16 protein-coding genes are annotated in these 19,688 nt (G+C 56.6%); 13 read left to right on the top strand and 3 right to left on the bottom strand.

The window, feature by feature from the left end; translation table 11 throughout:
- Positions 1–2 precede the first annotated feature (2 nt).
- Entirely contained in the window at positions 3–2,042 is a 2,040-nt protein-coding gene (gene cheA, locus DAI21_RS13525; protein ID WP_102104000.1) for a chemotaxis protein CheA, read from the top strand.
- 20 nt (positions 2,043–2,062) lie between these two features.
- Positions 2,063–2,566, top strand: a complete 504-nt coding sequence (gene cheW / locus DAI21_RS13530; RefSeq protein WP_095282421.1) for a chemotaxis protein CheW — start codon at positions 2,063–2,065, stop codon at positions 2,564–2,566.
- An 83-nt stretch (positions 2,567–2,649) separates the two neighbouring features.
- Here the strand turns inward: cheW and DAI21_RS13535 are convergent, their stop codons facing one another.
- Positions 2,650–3,909, bottom strand: a complete 1,260-nt coding sequence (locus DAI21_RS13535; protein WP_107703346.1) for a dicarboxylate/amino acid:cation symporter — start codon at positions 3,907–3,909, stop codon at positions 2,650–2,652.
- A gap of 433 nt (positions 3,910–4,342) precedes the next feature.
- On the opposite strand from DAI21_RS13535, the gene DAI21_RS13540 reads away from it, so the two are divergent.
- From DAI21_RS13540 to cheZ, 11 genes are all read left to right on the top strand, one after another.
- The gene (locus DAI21_RS13540; RefSeq protein ID WP_100779749.1) at positions 4,343–4,912 is read left to right on the top strand and encodes a spore coat protein U domain-containing protein; all 570 of its coding nucleotides are present in this window, start codon (positions 4,343–4,345) and stop codon (positions 4,910–4,912) included.
- 14 nt (positions 4,913–4,926) lie between these two features.
- Positions 4,927–5,475, top strand: a complete 549-nt coding sequence (locus DAI21_RS13545) for a spore coat U domain-containing protein (protein ID WP_107703347.1) — start codon at positions 4,927–4,929, stop codon at positions 5,473–5,475.
- A 16-nt stretch (positions 5,476–5,491) separates the two neighbouring features.
- Positions 5,492–6,241, top strand: a complete 750-nt coding sequence (locus DAI21_RS13550) for a molecular chaperone (RefSeq protein ID WP_107703348.1) — start codon at positions 5,492–5,494, stop codon at positions 6,239–6,241.
- Entirely contained in the window at positions 6,217–8,601 is a 2,385-nt protein-coding gene (locus DAI21_RS13555) for a fimbria/pilus outer membrane usher protein (RefSeq protein WP_107703349.1), read from the top strand. The genes DAI21_RS13550 and DAI21_RS13555 overlap by 25 nt, the downstream gene beginning before the upstream one ends.
- Before the next feature lie 29 nt (positions 8,602–8,630).
- A complete protein-coding gene (locus tag DAI21_RS13560) occupies positions 8,631–9,563 on the top strand; it encodes a spore coat U domain-containing protein (protein ID WP_228483588.1) in 933 nt (310 codons plus the stop codon).
- A gap of 84 nt (positions 9,564–9,647) precedes the next feature.
- Positions 9,648–11,315, top strand: coding sequence for a methyl-accepting chemotaxis protein II (gene tar, locus DAI21_RS13565; protein WP_107703351.1), 1,668 nt, complete (start codon positions 9,648–9,650; stop codon positions 11,313–11,315).
- A gap of 43 nt (positions 11,316–11,358) precedes the next feature.
- Positions 11,359–12,960, top strand: a complete 1,602-nt coding sequence (tap, locus tag DAI21_RS13570; RefSeq protein ID WP_107703352.1) for a methyl-accepting chemotaxis protein IV — start codon at positions 11,359–11,361, stop codon at positions 12,958–12,960.
- 20 nt (positions 12,961–12,980) lie between these two features.
- Entirely contained in the window at positions 12,981–13,847 is an 867-nt protein-coding gene (gene cheR, locus DAI21_RS13575; protein ID WP_100779756.1) for a protein-glutamate O-methyltransferase CheR, read from the top strand.
- A complete protein-coding gene (locus tag DAI21_RS13580) occupies positions 13,844–14,893 on the top strand; it encodes a chemotaxis response regulator protein-glutamate methylesterase (protein ID WP_100779757.1) in 1,050 nt (349 codons plus the stop codon). The genes cheR and DAI21_RS13580 overlap by 4 nt, the downstream gene beginning before the upstream one ends.
- Before the next feature lie 16 nt (positions 14,894–14,909).
- On the top strand, positions 14,910–15,299 hold the full coding sequence (gene cheY / locus DAI21_RS13585; RefSeq protein ID WP_095282410.1) for a chemotaxis response regulator CheY: 390 nt from the start codon (positions 14,910–14,912) through the stop codon (positions 15,297–15,299).
- A gap of 10 nt (positions 15,300–15,309) precedes the next feature.
- Positions 15,310–15,954 carry a protein phosphatase CheZ gene (gene cheZ, locus DAI21_RS13590; RefSeq protein WP_100780859.1) on the top strand — a complete coding sequence of 215 codons (645 nt, stop codon included), beginning with the start codon at positions 15,310–15,312 and terminating at the stop codon, positions 15,952–15,954.
- Positions 15,955–15,998: 44 nt separating this feature from the next.
- On the opposite strand, the gene DAI21_RS13595 is transcribed toward cheZ, so the two are convergent.
- Together DAI21_RS13595 and DAI21_RS13600 are read right to left on the bottom strand one after the other, a co-directional pair.
- Positions 15,999–17,135, bottom strand: coding sequence for a fimbrial protein (locus tag DAI21_RS13595; RefSeq protein ID WP_107703353.1), 1,137 nt, complete (start codon positions 17,133–17,135; stop codon positions 15,999–16,001).
- Positions 17,125–19,680, bottom strand: coding sequence for a fimbria/pilus outer membrane usher protein (locus DAI21_RS13600; protein ID WP_107703354.1), 2,556 nt, complete (start codon positions 19,678–19,680; stop codon positions 17,125–17,127). The genes DAI21_RS13595 and DAI21_RS13600 overlap by 11 nt, the downstream gene beginning before the upstream one ends.
- Positions 19,681–19,688 lie beyond the last annotated feature (8 nt).

Consider the following 19,688-nt stretch of genomic DNA (forward strand, 5'->3'; position numbering starts at 1 on the left):
GCGTGAGCATGGATATTAGCGATTTTTACCAGACGTTTTTTGATGAAGCCGACGAGTTGTTGGCGGACATGGAGCAGCATCTGCTGGATTTAGTGCCTGAGGCACCGGATTCAGAACAGCTCAATGCCATTTTCCGTGCGGCACATTCCATTAAAGGTGGCGCCGGAACATTTGGTTTTACCATTTTGCAGGAAACTACCCATTTAATGGAGAACCTGCTGGATGAAGCTCGTCGCGGTGAGATGCAGCTCAACACCGACATTATTAACCTGTTTTTGGAAACCAAAGATATTATGCAGGAACAGCTCGACGCCTATAAAAGCTCGCAAGAGCCAGATGCTGCAAGCTTTGAATACATCTGCAACGCTCTGCGCCAGTTAGCTCTGGAAGCGAAGGGCGAAGTCGCTGCACCTGCGGTCAGCGCGGCAAAATTAAGCGTGGTTGATGCACTGGCGTCAGAAGACGCGACCCCGCCTGCAGCCGAAGCAAAGCTGCGCGTGGTGCTCTCTCGTCTGAAAGAGAGTGAAGTGAACCTGCTGGAAGAAGAGCTGGGTAACCTGGCGACCCTGAGCAACATCGTTAAAGGCCCGGACAGCCTGGCAGCTACCATCGATGGCGGTATCGGTCAGGATGATATCGTCGCGGTGCTGTGCTTCGTGATTGAAGCCGACCAGATCACCTTTGAAACTGAAACGGCGGCTGCAGAAGCCCCCGTTGAGGTCGCGGAAGTGGTGGCAGCGCCTGACGTGAGCGTGCCAGCGGTGGTTGCCCCGACGCCCGTGCTGAAAGCCGTTCCCGGCGAATCGGCTGCGCCGAACCGCGCTGAACGTGAAAAACCGGCGGCCCGCAGCAGTGAATCCACCAGTATCCGCGTGGCGGTAGAGAAGGTTGATCAGCTGATTAACCTGGTGGGCGAACTGGTGATTACCCAGTCCATGCTGGCGCAACGTTCGAACGAACTGGACCCGGTGACCCACGGCGATCTGATTACCAGCATGGGTCAGTTACAACGTAACGCCCGCGATCTGCAGGAATCGGTGATGTCCATCCGTATGATGCCGATGGAGTACGTCTTCAGCCGCTTCCCGCGTCTGGTCCGCGACCTGGCGAGCAAGCTCAACAAACAGATTGAACTGACCCAGCTGGGGAGTTCAACCGAGCTGGATAAGAGCCTGATTGAGCGCATTATCGATCCGTTAACGCACCTGGTGCGTAACAGCCTCGATCACGGCATTGAATCCCCGGAAAACCGTATTGCGGCAGGGAAATCCCCGGTCGGTAACCTGATTCTGTCCGCAGAACATCAGGGCGGCAACATCTGCATTGAAGTCACCGATGACGGCGCAGGCCTGAACCGCGAGCGTATTCTGGCGAAAGCTCTTTCGCAGGGCATGCAGGTGAACGAGAACATGACCGATGAAGAAGTCGGCATGCTGATCTTCGCCCCGGGCTTCTCGACTGCCGAGCAGGTGACTGATGTGTCGGGCCGTGGCGTGGGTATGGACGTGGTGAAACGTAACATCCAGGAGATGGGCGGCCACGTTGAGATCAAGTCTAAGCAAGGTTCAGGTACCACTATCCGTATCTTGCTGCCACTGACGCTGGCGATCCTCGACGGGATGTCCGTGAAGGTCGCCGACGAAGTATTTATTCTTCCGCTGAATGCGGTGATGGAATCCCTGCAGCCGCGTGATGAAGATCTGCATCCGCTGGCCGGTGGCGAGCGCGTGCTGGAAGTGCGTGGCGAGTATCTGCCGCTGGTGGAACTGTGGAAAGTGTTTGAAGTCGACGGCGCGAAGACCGAAGCGACTCAGGGCATCGTGGTTATTCTGCAAAGCGCGGGGCGCCGCTATGCGCTGCTGGTCGATCAGCTGATTGGTCAGCACCAGGTGGTGGTGAAAAACCTCGAAAGCAACTACCGCAAAGTGCCAGGAATTTCAGCTGCCACCATCCTTGGCGATGGCAGCGTCGCACTGATCGTCGATGTGTCGGCGCTTCAGGGTTTAAATCGTGAACAACGTGTGGCGTACACAGCCGCCTGATTAGTTAAGAAGGTATAAACATGACCGGTATGAGTAATGTAACGAAACTGGCCGGCGAGCCATCAGGGCAGGAATTCCTGGTTTTCACTTTAGGCGATGAAGAGTACGGCATCGATATTCTTAAAGTGCAGGAGATTCGCGGCTACGATCAGGTGACTCGCATTGCCAACACACCTTCCTTTATCAAAGGTGTGACCAACCTGCGTGGTGTTATTGTCCCTATCGTCGATCTGCGCGTGAAGTTTAGCCAGGGTGACGTGGAGTATAACGACAACACTGTGGTAATCGTCCTGAACCTGGGCCAGCGCGTAGTGGGTATCGTGGTCGATGGCGTTTCTGACGTGCTGTCGCTGACCGCCGACCAGATCCGCCCGGCACCGGAATTCGCGGTAACCCTGTCCACCGAATACCTGACCGGTCTGGGCGCGCTGGGCGACCGTATGCTGATTCTGGTGAACATCGAGAAACTGCTGAACAGCGACGAGATGGCCCTGCTGGATATCGCGGCGAGTCACGTGGCGTGATGTGATGCCGGGGAGACCCGGCAGAGAATGGCATTAACAGAGAAAGCCGGGTGAGCGTTAGCGCTACCCGGCTTTTTTACCTCTTACGCTTCCTGCTCAATGAGTTCCGGCTCTTCTTCCAGCAGCCCTTCGTTTTGCGCCAGCATCGCCGTTGCAATTCCGTTGCCCAGCACATTAATTGCTGAACGTCCCATATCGAGGAAATGGTCGATCCCCATCAGCAGCAAGATCCCTGCGACAGGAATGTTGAAGCTTGGGATGGTCGCGGCTAATACCACCAGCGCGGAACGAGGCACGCCTGCGATACCCTTGGAAGCCAGCATCAGCGTCAGCATCAGAACGGTGACTTCGGCGAAACTCAGATGAATATTGTAAGCCTGCGCGATAAACATCGACGCAAAGGAGCAGTACACCATCGAGCCGACCAGGTTAAAGGAGTAACCAATCGGCAGAACGAAGGAGACGATATTGCGGGAACAGCCGAAGCGGGTGAGCTGCTCCAGGGTTTTCGGGTAGGCCGCTTCGGAGCTGCTGGTGGTAAACGCGACCAGCACTGGATCTTTCAGCATGCTGACCAGGCGGAAAACCTCTTTTTTCAGCACCATGTATCCCACCGCCAGCAGCACCAGGCAGGTGAGCATAATCGCCACATAATATCCGCCGATAAAGGAAGCGTAGTTGAGCAAAATCCCCAGCCCCTGAGTAGCGATGACTGACGAGATGGCCGCGAAAATCGCCAGCGGCGCAACGTACATCACATAGCCCGTGACTTTCAGCATGATGTGAGACACCACATCCAGCGCAGCGACGAGTGGGGCATTGAACTTCTCGCCCAGAGACGCGCCGCCGATGCCAAAGAACATCGAGAAAACGACGATTTGCAGAATTTCATTATTCGCCATCGCCCCGACAATACTGGTCGGAATGGTGTGCGACAAAAAGCCCTTCAGTGACATCCCGCTCACTGCCAGCCCGGTGTCGACAGAACCGGCGGGGATCGCCAGGTTCAGGCCCGTACCCGGCTGTTCGAGAGTGACAATAAACAAGCCGACCAGAATCGACAGCACGGAGGAGCTGATAAACCACACCATCGCTTTACCGCCCACGCGGCCAATGGTGGAGGTTTCGCCAAGCTTCATAATGCCCACCGTCAGCGTACTAAACACCAGCGGCGCGATAACCATTTTGATCAGTCGGAGGAAAATATCGGTGAGGAGTGTGATGTTGTCTGCCCAGGTCGCGATCGCGTCGGCAGACGCGTACTCGTGAATGGCTGCCCCTGAAAGAATACCCGCCAGCATGAAAATCACGATGAACAGCGTGAGTTTGTTTGCACTTGCCACGAAAAAAGACCCTCTGTTATGCGCTTAAGTTTCATCAATGCGCTGAGTCATATAATTTTTTAATTTCAGCGCACAAATACATTCATCGCATAAATTGAAGTAAAGCGGATACAGATACAACTATTTTTTAAGTTTTATTGATTTTGTTATCTATATGTGACCGATATATTGTGACCTAAATCACAGTATTATGAATATATCCTCCTGATGCCCACTTTTAAACCTGCCCGGAAAGTAATAACTATCTGTTTTATATAAAAATAAAGTGTCAATACCGCAAAGGCATGAGGCGAAGCGGAGCAGGTGGTTGAACCCCGATCCATAAACTAAATTCACAATGAGTGCTCATTGGGAAGGTTAAGTGCTGCTAACGGATTGAGTGCTCTCAATAAAATACGAAAAAACGAAGGGCACACTTCCTGGAGGGCTGTAAATGAAAAGTAAACTCCTTCTGATCTGTACGGGCGGCATGCTGGCGTTAGCGGCACATCAGGCGATAGCGGTGACCAGTAGCGGAACCATCGGCGCTACCCTGACGCTAACCAACGGTTGCCTGATCAACGGCTCTCCGACGCAAAACGGTATTAATTTCGGTAGCCTCGACTTCGGGACGCATCCCGCAACCTTCTCTACTCTGACTACCCAGCTTGCGGGGGCCAGCGGCGGGAATACCTTCACCATCCAGTGTACGACCGCCAGTTATACGGTGGCGATCACCGGAAACACTAACTCCACCGCGCCAGGTACTGTCGTCGGTACGCCGGGCACGCCCGCACGTTACCTGGTGAATACCGCCAACACCGCGCAGGGTGTGGCCTATAGCCTGTTTAGCGACAGCGGATTTAATAACATCATTGCCAACAACGCACCGCTCCCGGTGGCTTCCACCGCAGGCGGCGTCGACAGTTACACCCTGTATGGCCGCATCACCGGGGGCGGAAACAGCGTCACCGTGGTACCGGGAACCTATACGGACACTATTAACGTTAGTGTGACCTACTAGTTTAAGCGCCGGAAATGACCGAAGTCATCGCACGTCTGCGAAAAATCGCAGAGGGAAAACTGCGCCTTTTTTTTGCTCTCTGCGCCGGGTTAGTGACGGCGGGAACGGGGCACGCGGTCACCTCGCAGTCGTTTCAGGTGTCGGCGACGATAACGCCCGGCTGCTCGGTGACGACAGGCACCGGTGGGGTGCTCGGTACCCTCAACTTCGGTACGCGATCGGGCGTCGCCACCGGGCAGGTCAGCACCAGTTTTGTGCCGAACGGATCTTTGTCGATCGCCTGCACACCGAATGTCGCGCTGAGTATGAGTATTGACGGCGGGCAACATTATTCTTCCGTGCGCCGAATGCAGCGCGCCAGCGGCACGGAAATGGTGGCCTACCGGCTGTACAGCAGCAGTTCGCTGGCGGCAAACAGTGAGATCGGGGTCAATCAGGCGGTGCCGGTGACCTATACCAATAGCAACAATATTGCGCTGCCGCTGTTTGGTGTGGCGCTTTTGACAGGGTTTAGCCCTGCCGGAACCTATTCAGATCAACTCACCGTGACGTTGTCATGGTGAAACAGGGAGAAGGGCAATGAAGGCACCAATGATTCGCTACGGCGTACTGGGGATGTGGGCGATGCTGGCCATGATGTCGGGACGGGCCAATGCGGCGGCGACCATTCTGCTCTGGCCGATTGACCCCTGGCTTTCGGCCGACACCAAAGCCACCGAGCTGTGGATCCAGAATCAGGGGAACAGCGCCACCACCATGCAGGTGCGAATTATGCGCTGGAAACAGGAGAACGGATTTGAGCGCTACACCGCTCAGCAGGATGTGGTTGCCAGCCCGCCGATTGTGACCATTGGCAAAGACGGCAAGCAGCTGATACGCCTGATCAAACAGGGCAACGTTCCGATGGGCGTTGAACAAGCCTACCGCATAATCGTCGATGAAATTCCCCAGCCTGCTGACAAATCTCAGCCTGAAATTGGCCTGAAAATCCAGATGCGCTACTCCATTCCGCTGTTCGTTTACGGACAAGGCATCCCAACAATAAAAGAGGGGGCGCATCACGCGCTGGCCGATACGCAAAATCTGAGCTGGAAGATTATTCAGGAAGGAGGAAAACCCGCGCTGCAGGTGCGTAATCAGGGGGACGTTCACGTCCGTTTAAGCCAGGTGGTGCTGGATAAACGCACCATCGCTGACGGTCTGCTCGGCTATGTTCTCCCGGACAGCACCCGCAGCTGGCCGCTTCCGGCGGGCGTGCATCAGGCAAGCCAGATGAGTGCGCAAATTAATGCCGGGAATACGCAATGGCAGTCGGCGCCCGTCCACTGAAACCGGCGATGATTATCCTGCTTTGTGTCTCGACCAGCGCCTGGGCCGAATCTGGCGATGACAGTTTACCGCCCCCGCCAGATGCGCAGGCGATAAATAGCGAAGCAGTGTTTCAGCTCTCGGTGGTGATCAACCACTATGACACTGGACTGGTGGTCCCCGTCACGCAGCGCAACGGGACCTTTTTTATCTCCAGTGCGGATCTGCTGCGCGCGGGTTTGCCGCCGGAGCAGGTGCCCAACGGTGAGGTCGATCTCTCCCGTCTCTCAAAGGTGCGCGTTGAATATGACAGCGCCGCCCAGCGCCTGCTGCTTAATGTTCCCCGCGACTGGATATCGGCCCGCGTTACCCCCTTTAGCGGGCAGCCGACCCAAAGCAAACCGCAGTACGGCAAAGGGGCGCTGCTCAATTACGATCTCTACACCAACCACACGGAGCATATTGGCGGCCAGGCGTCACTCTGGCATGAGTTCCGCTATTTCAATGAAAACGGCTCGCTCTCCTCAACGGGGTATACCCGCAAAAGTTTTGCCGGTGACACGGGCCAGCAGGAAGGGTATGTACGTTACGACACCACGGTGATGATCACCAACGAAGACGACGCCACGACCTGGACGGTCGGAGATGTGATCAGCGATGCCCTGAGCTGGAGCAGCAGCGTGCGCATGGGCGGGATCAGCTACGGACGCGACTTCTCCCTGCGCCCGGATCTCGTCACCTGGCCGCTGCCGGAGTTTTCCGGTGAAGCGGCGGTACCGACCTCCGTGGATCTGTTTATCAACGGCTACCGTTCCGGCTCCACGCAGCTCCAGCCTGGCCCGTTCACCCTCACCAATCTGCCCTACATCAATGGCGCAGGGGACGCCGTGTTGATCACCACCGATGCGCTCGGGCGTCAGGTCAGCACCACGATGCCGTTTTATGTCACCAGCGATCTGCTCAAACAGGGGCTGAGCGACGGGGCGGTGACTCTTGGCAGCCTGCGCCGCAACTACGGTATTGATAATTTCGACTACGGCCCGGCGGCGGGCAGCGGCTCCTATCGTTATGGCTTAACCGACTGGCTGACGCTGGAAGGGCATGGCGAGGCCGCCGAGGAGCTGGCGCTGGGCGGCGCGGGAACCGTGGTGAAACTGGGGCGCTACGGAGTGGTGAACTCCTCGTATACCCACAGCCGGATGCGCGGAGACGATGGCGGGCAGATTAACTGGGGCTATCAGTACAGTACCAGCGCGTTCAGTCTGGCGACGCAGCACTCCCGACGCGATCGCGGCTACGGCAACCTTGCGCTCTACGATCAGCCCACGATCTATGATGAACACGACCAGCCGATCGCCAGCCTCAGTCGCAACACGGATCAATATTCCCTGACCTTTAATCTCGGGGAGTACGGCAATATCGGCGCGGCGTGGATTGGCGTCGAGAGTTTTGATAGCCAAAAAACTGAGCTGCTGAATCTGTCATGGAGCCGCAACCTGTGGGGAAGCAGCAGTATCTATCTCGCCGCCAGCCGCGATCAACAGCGCGGCGACTGGACGGTGGCAATGTCCCTGCAAATTCCGATTGGCGAACGCGACAGCGCCGCCGTTACCCTAGAAAACACGCCGGATTCCGGCAGCACCCAGCGCATAAACTACAACCACTCGATGCCGTCCGACGGCGGGCTGAGCTGGAACATGGCGTGGGCTAATCAGTCAAAATCACGCAACTACCAGCAAGGGACGCTGGGCTGGCGCAACAACAATATCGAAGTGCAGGGCGGCGGTTACGGCGAACAGGACATGATGACCTGGTGGGGCGAGGCGATGGGGTCCATCGTGCTGATGGACAACGAGCTGTTTGCGGCCAACAAAATCAACGATGCCTTTGTGGTGATCAGCACCGATGGTCACCCGGACGTACCGGTCAATTATGAAAACCAGCCGGTCGGTAAAACCAACCGCAATGGCTACTTGCTGGTGAGCGGCGTCTCGGCCTACTACCCGGCGAGTTACAGCATCAATACCCTGAATCTGCCCGCCGATACGCGGCTTAAGGAGACGGAGCGCCGGGTGGCGATTCGCCGTCATAGCGGTTTTCTGGTGGATTTCCCGATGGAGCAGGAGCGGGTGGCGAGCGTGATTTTGCACGATCCGCAGGGGCTGGCGATTCCCGTTGGCAGCCAGGTGCGGCGCGCTTCGCGCAGCACGGCGGTGGTCGGCTATGACGGTATCGCCTGGCTGGAAAATCTGACCGATGTGAACCCGCTGGAAGTGATTTTGCCGGAGGGGAAACGTTGCTACGCCACGCTGACGGTGGGCGCCAATCCGGAGCATAAACTGCAAACTTTCGGGCCGCTGACCTGCCGGGAGGCCCCGTGAAACGTCTGCTGATCGCCCTGGTGTTCCTGATGCTCTCGGGCGGCAGCTGGGCGGCCTGTACCGTCAGCACCGTCAACGCCTCGTTTGGCAGCGTGACTTCGTTTGCCCTCAGCGGAACGGGCGAAGTTGAAACCACCGGCACGCTGGTGGTGAGCTGCGATGCGATCCTGAATTTACTCACCAATGACTCGGTCACCCTGAACTACACGGCGGCGACCGTCTCGGCCAATAGCCGCGCGACAATGAAACGCACGGACAATGCGGCCATCACCGACGTCATCCCCACGCGGCTGTGCGGGCTGTCGGGCTGTTCCGGCAGTAGCGAAGTGCAGATCGCCAAAGCCTACACCTGGAGTGGCAGTACGCTGTTAAATCTGCTGGGTGCCAAGCAGTACAATATTCCGCTCTATTTTCGCACGGTGGCGGGGCAAAACGTGACGGCGGGGCCTTATCAGGTGGTGCTGACCTTTAGCATCAACTACAACGTCTGCTCCGTGGGGGCCGTGGGTTTATGCCTCACGCCACAAACCGGTACGGCGACGACCAGCATTACGCTGAACATGAACGTCACCAATAACTGTAGTGCGATGACCACGCCCAACGTCAACTTTAACAGCGCGCCGCTGGTGCAAAATTTCCCCACCGTCTCGCAGGCCATTGCTGTCACCTGCACCAAGGGCAGCGTCTATACCATCGGCATCAACAATGGGGCGAACGCCCTCAACGGCGTGCGCCGGATGGTGAGCGGCAGCAACTACATGAGCTACGACATCTATAAAGAGGCGACCACCAACCGCTGGGGAGGCAGCGGCACCGAGCGCTGGACCAGCGCCACCTCATCGCTGCTGAGCGCTGACGGGCTTTTGCGTACCTATAACTACACCGCCAAAGTGCTGACCAGCCAGACTACGCCCCCCGCCGGAACCTATAACGACACGTTGATCGTCGACGTCGCATTCTGAATTGACGCTTTTCCCTTTCGCAAATGTAAAGTTCCCTCAGCCTTTGCCGATAACACCGTTAATAAATCTTAGAGAAGGTGTTGTATGTTGAACCGTATCCGCGTTGTCACAATGCTGATGATGGTGCTGGTCATTTTCGCACTTCTTCAGCTTATTTCCGGTGGGCTGTTTTTCTCATCCTTAAAAAATAATCAGCAGAGCTTTGCTGTTTCGAACGACTTACGCCTCCAGCAAAGTGAACTGACGTCGACCTGGGATTTGATGCTGCAAACGCGCATCAACCTGAGCCGTTCTTCTGCGCGCATGATGATGGATCCGAACAACCAGCAAAGCAGCGCGAAAACGGATCTGTTGAAAAACGCCCGCGCCACCCTGGCTGACGCCGCAAAACATTACGACGCCTTCAAAAAGATTACGCCGCTGCCTTCGATGGTAGAGGTGAGCGAGAACATTGACGAAAAATACACCGCCTATGCGGCCGGGCTGACGGAGCTTATCCAGTTCCTTGAGAGCGGAAACATGGACGCCTATTTCGCCCAGCCGACGCAGGGGATGCAAAATGCCCTCGGTAAAGCGCTGGGGGAATACGCCTCGGCCAGCAGCGAGCAGTATCACACCGCCTTTAACGAAAGTAAGGACGACTACCGCTTTGCCAAATGGCAAATGGCGATCCTCGCGCTGGCGCTGGTGATCGTGCTGGTGGGTGTCTGGTACGGCATTCGCGCGATTCTGCTGAATCCGCTGGGCCGGGTGATTGGTCACATTCGTGAGATTGCCAGCGGCGATCTGACAAAAACGCTGGTGATCTCCGGTCGTAACGAAATCACCGAGCTGGCGAGCAGCGTGGATCACATGCAGCGCTCTCTGACCGATACGGTGACGAATGTCCGTCAGGGTTCGGACGCGATTTACACCGGTACCAGCGAAATCGCCATGGGTAACAACGATCTCTCCTCGCGTACCGAAGAGCAGGCCTCTGCGCTTGAAGAGACCGCCGCCAGCATGGAAGAGCTGACCGCTACCGTGAAGCAAAACGCCGATAACGCCCGTCAGGCGGCACATCTGGCTGAAAGCGCCTCCGAAACTGCCCAGCGCGGCGGCAAGGTGGTCGATGGTGTGGTGAAAACCATGCACGAAATTGCCGGTAGCTCGAAAAAAATCGCCGATATTATCAGCGTGATCGACGGAATTGCCTTCCAGACAAATATCCTGGCCCTCAACGCCGCTGTCGAAGCCGCACGAGCGGGCGAGCAGGGGCGCGGATTTGCGGTGGTGGCCGGTGAAGTGCGCAACCTGGCGAGCCGCAGTGCCAACGCGGCAAAAGAGATTAAATCCCTGATTGAAGATTCCGTGGCGCGCGTCGATACCGGCTCGGTGCTGGTAGAGAGCGCCGGGGAAACCATGACCGACATCGTCAACGCAGTTACGCGCGTCACTGACATCATGGCGGAGATCGCTTCGGCATCCGATGAACAAAGCCGTGGGATTGACCAGGTGGCGCTGGCGGTCTCGGAAATGGATCGTGTGACACAACAAAACGCCGCGCTGGTGCAGGAGTCCGCTGCGGCGGCCGCTGCGCTGGAAGACCAGGCGAGCCGTCTGAAGATGGCCGTCTCGGCGTTTCGCCTTACCTCTACACCTCAAAATACGGTGGCGTCCAGGGCAGCACCTGCCGGGACCGCGCCTGCCGCAAGGGTGAAACACGCTCGTGCGTCGGCAGCCGGAAAAGAAGAAAACTGGGAAACATTTTGACTGATAGTTAACCGCGGCTGCTGGCCGCTTGATGGGAGCGTGGATGTTAAATCGTATTCGTATCTCGACCACACTGTTTTTGATTCTGATCCTTTGCGGTGTGTTGCAGGTTGGCAGTAATGGATTGTCTTTCTGGGCTTTTCGCGATGGCTATCAGAACTTACAGGAAGTTGAGACGAGTAATCAGCAGCGTTCCACGCTTGCACAAACGCGCGCAGTGCTTCTGCAGGCCAGCACTGCGCTGAACAAAGCGGGCACATTAACGGCATTGAGCTACCCGCCAGACGATATCAAAGCGCTGATGTCTACCGCGCGGGACAGCCTCAAGCAGGCCGACGCGCAGTTTAAAGCCTTCAGCGCGCAGGAAGCGGTCAGCGATAAAGGGAAAGCGCTGAAAGCCGAAATGCAGAAGGGCTATGCCCAGTGGCACAGCGATCTGGATCATCAGGCGACCTGGCTTGAGAACAACCAGCTGTCAGACTTTCTAACCGCGCCGGTGCAAGAGTCGCAGGCCGCGTTTGATAAAGGTTTTAACGCCTGGCAGCAGGATAACAATCTGTTCGTCGAAGAGGCGAGCAGCGACAGCCGGGCCAGCTACCACATGTCGGGCGTGGTTTTCGCCACCATGGTGATTCTGGCGGCCCTGTTGACCGGCGGGGCGTTGCTCTGGTCGCGCAAGATGATCGTATTGCCGCTGGCAATCATTAGCAGCCACTTTGACAGTATCGCTAAAGGCAACCTGGCGCGTCCGGTGGCGGTGTTCGGAAAAAACGAAATTTCCGCCATTTTTGCCAGCCTGAAAGCGATGCAAGGCTCGCTGCGTGAAACGGTGACCGATGTGCGTCAGGGCAGTTATGCCATGCACACCGGGATTTCTGAAATCGCGGCCGGGAACAATGATTTGTCGTCGCGCACCGAACAGCAGGCGGCCTCTCTGGCGCAAACGGCGGCCAGCATGGAACAGTTAACGGCGACCGTCAGCCAGAACGCCGACAACGCCCGTCAGGCGTCGGACCTGGCAAAACAGGCTGCGCTGACGGCGAAAAAGGGGGGCGATCAGGCCTCTAACGTCGCCACCACGATGCAGCAAATCGCCACCAGTTCGCAGAAAATTGGCGACATTATCAGCGTGATTGACGGTATCGCGTTCCAGACGAACATTCTGGCGCTGAACGCCGCGGTCGAAGCGGCACGGGCCGGTGAGCAGGGGCGTGGATTTGCCGTCGTGGCGGGTGAGGTGCGTAATCTCGCCAGCCGCAGCGCCAACGCCGCGAAAGAGATTAAGGTGTTGATTGAAGAGTCCGTTTCCCGCGTACAGCAGGGATCGGAGCTGGTTGATACCGCCGCTCACACCATGACGGAGATTGTCACTTCCGTAACGCGTGTGAACGACATTATGGGCGAAATTGCTTCCGCCTCAGACGAACAGCGTCGCGGCATTGAGCAGGTTGCTCAGGCTGTCACGCAGATGGATCAGGTAACGCAACAGAACGCTTCTCTTGTTGAAGAAGCGGCTGCCGCTACTGACCAGCTCGCCAGTCAGGCCGATCATTTGACCAGCCTGGTGGCAGTTTTTAACGTGAAAGAGCAAGTCGAAACAGTAGCAGAAGTCGGGCGGTCGCAGGCCGTGCCAGTTGTATCCTGAAAGTGAATTAAGAAGGCGCTATGACCTCACCAAACCCCTCGGGGCAATCGTCATTATTGCAGCAAATGACCCAGCGCCTCGCGCTGTCCGACGCGCATTTTCGTCGGATATGTCAGTTGATTTACCAGCGTGCGGGGATTGTGCTTGCCGATCATAAGCGAGACATGGTCTACAACCGGTTAGTCCGGCGCTTACGCACGCTGGAGCTGGATGATTTTGGCCGATATCTGGGCATGCTGGAAGCCAATCCCAACAGCGCAGAGTGGCAGGCGTTTATCAACTCCCTGACCACTAACCTGACAGCGTTTTTCCGTGAAGGTCACCACTTCCCGGTGCTGGCGGAACATGCCCGCCGTCGTAGCGGGGAATACCGCGTCTGGAGCGCAGCGGCATCGACCGGGGAGGAGCCGTATTCGCTGGCGATTACCCTTGCCGATACGCTGGGCATGGCGCCCGGTCGCTGGAAGGTCTACGCCAGCGACATCGACACCGAAGTGCTGGAGAAAGCACGCAACGGCGTCTATCGGCAGGACGAACTGAAAACCCTGTCGCCTCAACAGCTACAGCGGTACTTCATGCGCGGGACAGGCCCGCACGAAGGGTTGGTGCGCGTGCGCCAGGAGCTGGCAAATTGCGTGGAATTTGCTCCGGTGAATCTGCTCGATAAGCAGTACAACGTGCCGGGTCCTTTTGATGCGATTTTTTGCCGTAACGTGATGATTTATTTTGATAAAACGACGCAGCAGGAGATTCTGCGCCGTTTTGCTCCGCTGCTTAAGCCTGACGGCTTACTGTTTGCCGGGCATTCGGAGAACTTCAGCAACCTGGCCCGCGAATTTGTGCTGCGCGGGCAGACGGTTTATGCGCTGAGTAAGGAAAAAGCATGAGTAAGATCAGGGTGTTGTCTGTCGATGATTCCGCGTTGATGCGCCAGATCATGACTGAAATTATCAATAGTCATAGCGACATGGAAATGGTGGCGACAGCCCCGGATCCCCTGGTCGCGCGGGATTTAATCAAAAAATTTAACCCCGATGTGCTGACGCTGGACGTGGAGATGCCGCGCATGGACGGTATTGATTTCCTTGAGAAATTAATGCGCCTGCGCCCTATGCCAGTGGTGATGGTCTCCTCGCTGACCGGTAAAGGGTCAGAGATTACCCTGCGTGCGCTGGAGCTGGGGGCGGTGGATTTTGTCACCAAACCGCAGCTGGGCATTCGCGAGGGGATGCTCGCTTACAGTGAGATGATCGCCGAGAAGATCCGCACCGCGTCACGGGCGAAGCTGGCGGCGCATAAACCCGCAGGCGTGCCTGCCACGCTCAAAGCCGGGCCGCTGCTCAGTTCGGAAAAACTGCTGGTGATTGGGGCCTCAACGGGAGGAACAGAGGCAATTCGCCATGTACTCCAGCCATTGCCGCTCTCAAGCCCAGGTATTCTTATTACTCAGCATATGCCGCCGGGCTTTACCCGCTCATTCGCCGAACGTCTGAACAAGCTGTGTCAGATTAGCGTGAAAGAGGCAGAGGACGGCGAACGCGTCCTGCCGGGGCATGCCTATATCGCGCCAGGTGATAAGCATATGGAGCTGGCGCGCAGTGGCGCGAACTATCAAATCAAAATTCATGACGGTCCGCCGGTTAACCGGCACCGTCCGTCAGTGGATGTGCTGTTTCATTCGGTGGCGAAACACGCGGGGCGCAACGCCGTTGGGGTGATCCTGACGGGGATGGGTAACGACGGGGCCGCCGGAATGCTCGCAATGCACCAGGCTGGCGCCTGGACGATTGCGCAGAATGAAGCAAGTTGTGTGGTGTTCGGCATGCCGCGCGAGGCCATCAATATGGGTGGCGTGAGCGAAGTGGTCGATCTTAGCCAGGTTAGCCAGCAAATGCTGGCGAAAATCAGTGCCGGACAGGCAATACGTATTTAATGAGGAGTAGTTTTTTATGGCGGACAAAGAGCTCAGATTTCTGGTTGTGGATGACTTTTCCACCATGCGTCGTATCGTACGCAACCTGCTGAAAGAGCTGGGTTTTAATAACGTTGAAGAAGCAGAAGATGGCGTTGATGCCCTGAACAAACTGCAGGCCGGTGGCTTTGGTTTTGTTATCTCTGACTGGAACATGCCTAACATGGATGGTCTGGAGCTGCTCAAAACAATTCGCGCTGATGGCAATATGTCCTCTCTTCCGGTTCTGATGGTGACTGCAGAAGCGAAGAAAGAGAACATTATTGCGGCAGCACAGGCGGGCGCAAGCGGTTATGTGGTGAAACCATTTACGGCGGCGACTCTGGAAGAGAAGCTCGGCAAGATCTTCGAGAAACTCGGCATGTGAGGTGCTGGTGATGATGCAACCTGCTATGAAACCGGTTGAAGAGCATTCAGCCAACGAGATTATTGCCCGCATCGGCAGCCTGACGCGTATGCTGCGCGACAGCCTGCGTGAGCTGGGACTCGACCAGGCGATTGCCGAAGCGGCGGAAGCGATTCCCGATGCGCGCGATCGTCTGGACTACGTTGTGCAGATGACCGCACAGGCAGCAGAGCGCGCCCTGAACAGCGTGGAAGCCTCTCAACCGCATCAGGATGAGATGGAAAAGGGCGCAAAAGCCCTGAGCAAACGCTGGGATGAGTGGTTCGAGAATCCAATCGAACTGGCCGATGCCCGCGAGCTGGTCACGGATACACGCCAGTATCTGGGTGATGTCCCTGGACACACCAGCTTCACCAACGCGCAGCTGCTGGACATCATGATGGCGCAGGATTTCCAGGACCTGACAGGTCAGGTTATCAAGCGCATGATGGATGTGATTCAGGAAATCGAACGTCAGCTGCTGATGGTTCTGCTGGAAAACATGCCAGAGCCTGCTGCGCGTCCGAAACGTGAGAATGAAAGTCTGCTCAATGGCCCGCAGCTCGACACTTCCAAGGCGGGCGTTGTCGCAAGCCAGGATCAGGTGGACGATCTGCTGGACAGTCTCGGCTTCTAATCGCGACGGTTTTTCTCAGGCTGCAGCGGCAGCCTGAGAATCACTCAGCGCAGATCCATTTTTACCGTAACGTTCCCTTCAAATTTACCGGGTGCCGGCGTGGCATTAGTGGTGCTTACCGGTGCGGCTTTGATCTTCACTGACCCATTACCCTGCTCATCCATCGTCACCGGAAACGCGTAGCTGCCGTCGAGCTGGACGTCTTTGTTGTCGTCCGTGAAGACCCTGACGCCGACGTCATCGCGGTTGAGCATTTTCGCGATCAGCGGATCGCTACTGTCGAGCACCCCCTGATCGGCGCTGAGGGTCATTCTGATGCGATCGTCGTTGCCAACGGCGTTATCGTCGCAGTGATAGGTGATATCTACATTTTTCAACGCATAGTTCATCGGCGGCTGACCTTTTGCCCGAAACTGCTTACTGACAATATTGCCCAGCTCCACCTCAATGGTGCTGCCTTCATTGATGGTGCAACTGAGGGGGGCGGAGAGTGAGCCACTGAGCCAGATAGTGGACACCTGCTGGGCACTGCTGGCATCACATCCCCCGGAGCCAAAATAGAGACAGGCATAGTTTTGCACCACAGCGGTAGGGGGGATGATCTCTTTGCCAAGAATCGGCTTTTTGACGTGAAATATCACGCCGATAACGTTCCAGCGGAACTGGCGTTTAACCGGAGCGGAATCCTCTGGACGCGTGCTCTCGCTGCAGACGCTGGCGTTGCCTTCTGTAGTTTTGATATTTTCTATTATTTTTGACATCGAGCTCTGAGGCGTGGGGTACTCGTTAATATTAAGCCCAGCCAGGCCGGAACCGTCGGGAGAATTGATCGCATCGGCATACCCCTTTACGTCAATATCCAGTTTGTCAGTGAGAGCACCATAGCCACTCGTGCCCTGCGAAAGCGGACTGCCTGCCAGAGTTAATTCATAAATCGTCGTCGAATCACTCATGTTTTTTGGGCAATCACAGTTGGCTTCCATGACCGTACTTTCCCCGACCAGGTGGTCGGGAATATCCACATCCAGACCCGCTTTATTGTCGCTGGCGTTGAGATCGCCGTCATAAGCAACGTGATAATCCTGAGGGACAAAACAGTCCCGCAAAATGGTCGCAGCCTGCGTGGTGACAGGGGCGAACAGGCACAGCAGTACCCAGAGGGATTTGGCATTAATTAACATGTTTTTCTTCCTGCTTACAAAGCGCGCTGACGGAGCGGATACTCGCCGGGTTGGACGTGGCTCCTGCCGTGCTAATCGGGACGCTGGCCGTGCATTGCTGATCCGCACCCTCACCCCATTTCACATTCAACTGAACGGTGTCCGAGACCCCGGCGAGATAAACGGTGCCCGTATCATCGACAATGCCGCTGATAACCGGTGACACGGCGGTGGCGATGGCGGCAAAAGGCACTGTGCTGCCATTGGGGCGCGTGAGGGTAATCAGCGCGCGATAGCCGACATGGGCATCAAAGCTTGCTGTTACGGCAGCGTTGCGCGAGGGAATGACCGTGACGGCGGTTTCGCTGGTGTCGACATCCTCCGGCAGGCTGGTGGTATCGACGCGGATGCTGTTTTCCTGATAAGGGGTGAGTGACGGGATCACGGCATTTCCCTGCCAGTCAGTCTGAATACCGCGCTGGTTCTGGAAACGCACGCCAGAAGCATGGTTGGCATTGACGATGGCAAACTGGCTACCCAGCGGCTGAGCCAGGGTAATTCCATGAGGGTGGGCGACCACCGCACCGCTCATACCGTAGCTCAACTGCTGCGATTTATCGGATGAGGTGTAATAGCCGGCGTTCAGATTGGCGTACTGCGAGCGATAGCTGCCGTACAGGCTGCTGGTGTCATCGCCGTCATGGTTGGAATGACTTTGCTGCAGCGAATAGTTCAGACGTTCATCATCCAGCAGCGTCCCGTTCAGCCCGATGTTTTGACGCGTGTATCCGTGCTTGCTGTTGCTCAGATTGTAGCTGCTCCAGGCGCGCGGCAGCCATTTGCTCAGCGGGACGCTAAAGCCAAGGGAGACCATCTGATCGCTCTCGTCTTCCTCAGTTATGCTGTAGGTATAGGCCAGGTGAATGCTGATACTATCCACCACGGTATTGAGACCCGCTGAGAGGCTGCGCTCTTTCTGGGACGTCTGCCAGTAGTCCTGCTGATAACCATTGAGATAAAAACTGACGCCAGCAATATTCTGGCTGATGCTGGCCTGAATGCGGTTACGTTTGTTGTACTGGAAGAGCAGATCGTTTTCATGCTGATCGTATTTCAGGTTGGCGTCGGCAAAGCTGTAGTAGCCGCTGGTTGAGTAGCGATAACTGGCGAGGGTGAAGTTGGTGTCGGTGGTATCAATTTTGCCTGAGTAGAGCAGGCGGTATGACTGCCCGGAACGCTCGGTATGATTATCGAGCTGGGTTTTCGCCGTCGTCACATCCGCCGACACCGTACCGAAACCTCCCAGCGCAATCCCTACACCGGTATTGACCGCCTGATAGTCCTCTGACGCCGTAACACCGCCAAACAGCGTCATGCTGTTGTTCACACCATAGATCGCGCTTCCCTGCACAAACAGCGGTTCATTCTGATCGCTCCCGCTGTCGGCGCGATAGCGTGCGGCGGTGAATTCATATTTTAGATGTCCAGGTCGCTGCATGACGGCAATGCTGGAGTAGGGCAGGGTGAAGTGATGCTCGGTGCCATCGGCCTCTTTGACGGTGACATCAAGATCGCCGCTGTTGGTTGTGGAGTAGAGGTCGTTGATTTCAAACGCGCCGGGGGCGACATTCTGCTGATAGATCAGATAACCGTTCTGGCGCACCGACACTTCGGCATTGGAGCTGGCGATACCGCGGATAACCGGGGCGAAGCCGCGCTGGCTGTAGGGCAGCATCTCTTCATCCGACGCGACGTTAACGCCGCGATACTGCAGACTGTCAAATACCTCGCCCTGGGTGCTGCTTTCGCCGCCCGTAAACTGTGCTTTCAGAGCATCCAGATCGTGCTGCACGAAGGTGTTAACCGTGTCCCAGCTGTTGTCGTCGTCGGTTTTGCTCCAGGTGGAATAGTTGCGCACGCGCCAGCCGCCCAGGTTCGCGCCGCTGCGCATATTGAGGTACTGGTTGCTGGCCGTGTTTTTGTCGCTGTCCTGATTTTGCGAGCCGGAAAACGCGTAATCCGTGAACGCCACCGGCACGCCATCATCCCAGCGGGAAGGGGCGATGTAGTCTCTGCCATTAGCCGCAATGGCGGCCTGCGGAATGCTCAGATGCAGCGTCATGGCGGAAAAGTCGAACGTCGCCGAGGCCTGCGGAATGTAATCTCCTAAAGGCTTAGGAAGCGCAGACGACGCATCCACAACCGTCAGCGCCGGAAACTTATCAATATCGACGCCCCATTTTCGCAGCATATCAGGGGTCAGTTGCGCCACCAGTTCACCCCTTTTGCCGCCAAGATAAGTAATACTGGCGTCGCCCACACGCAGATCGTTGAGCAGAATGCGGGAAGGGTAAATGCCGGGCAGTTGGGTGTTCGAGTGTGAAAAGAGTGACAGGTCGATATCCTGCTGCGGCAGCTGATCGCCTTCCAGGGCGGAAGGTGAAAAATGGTACTCTCGGGTATGTGCGGCGGATGAAAGCATCAACGCCACGCCGCCAAGGCAACGTACGAGCGCATTTATGCGCCAGGCACGCCGCCTGGAAATAGAAGCGAGTCCTTTGGCCATGGCGGTTC

Origin of the sequence: Lelliottia sp. WB101, from assembly GCF_003051885.1 — a bacterium.
GTDB lineage: Bacteria > Pseudomonadota > Gammaproteobacteria > Enterobacterales > Enterobacteriaceae > Enterobacter > Enterobacter nimipressuralis.

Excerpts from the sequence above, each read along its gene's own strand:
- DAI21_RS13560 (WP_228483588.1), top strand. The coding sequence starts at position 8,631 with ATGCTCTCGGGCGGCAGCTGGGCGGCCTGTACCGTCAGCACCGTCAAC.
- DAI21_RS13540 (WP_100779749.1), top strand. The coding sequence starts at position 4,343 with ATGAAAAGTAAACTCCTTCTGATCTGTACGGGCGGCATGCTGGCGTTA.
- tar (WP_107703351.1), top strand. The coding sequence starts at position 9,648 with ATGTTGAACCGTATCCGCGTTGTCACAATGCTGATGATGGTGCTGGTC.
- cheY (WP_095282410.1), top strand. The coding sequence starts at position 14,910 with ATGGCGGACAAAGAGCTCAGATTTCTGGTTGTGGATGACTTTTCCACC.
- tap (WP_107703352.1), top strand. The coding sequence starts at position 11,359 with ATGTTAAATCGTATTCGTATCTCGACCACACTGTTTTTGATTCTGATC.
- DAI21_RS13545 (WP_107703347.1), top strand. The coding sequence starts at position 4,927 with ATGACCGAAGTCATCGCACGTCTGCGAAAAATCGCAGAGGGAAAACTG.
- DAI21_RS13550 (WP_107703348.1), top strand. The coding sequence starts at position 5,492 with ATGAAGGCACCAATGATTCGCTACGGCGTACTGGGGATGTGGGCGATG.
- DAI21_RS13595 (WP_107703353.1), bottom strand. The coding sequence starts at position 17,135 with ATGTTAATTAATGCCAAATCCCTCTGGGTACTGCTGTGCCTGTTCGCC.
- cheR (WP_100779756.1), top strand. The coding sequence starts at position 12,981 with ATGACCTCACCAAACCCCTCGGGGCAATCGTCATTATTGCAGCAAATG.
- cheW (WP_095282421.1), top strand. The coding sequence starts at position 2,063 with ATGACCGGTATGAGTAATGTAACGAAACTGGCCGGCGAGCCATCAGGG.
- DAI21_RS13580 (WP_100779757.1), top strand. The coding sequence starts at position 13,844 with ATGAGTAAGATCAGGGTGTTGTCTGTCGATGATTCCGCGTTGATGCGC.
- DAI21_RS13555 (WP_107703349.1), top strand. The coding sequence starts at position 6,217 with ATGGCAGTCGGCGCCCGTCCACTGAAACCGGCGATGATTATCCTGCTT.
- cheZ (WP_100780859.1), top strand. The coding sequence starts at position 15,310 with ATGATGCAACCTGCTATGAAACCGGTTGAAGAGCATTCAGCCAACGAG.
- DAI21_RS13600 (WP_107703354.1), bottom strand. The coding sequence starts at position 19,680 with ATGGCCAAAGGACTCGCTTCTATTTCCAGGCGGCGTGCCTGGCGCATA.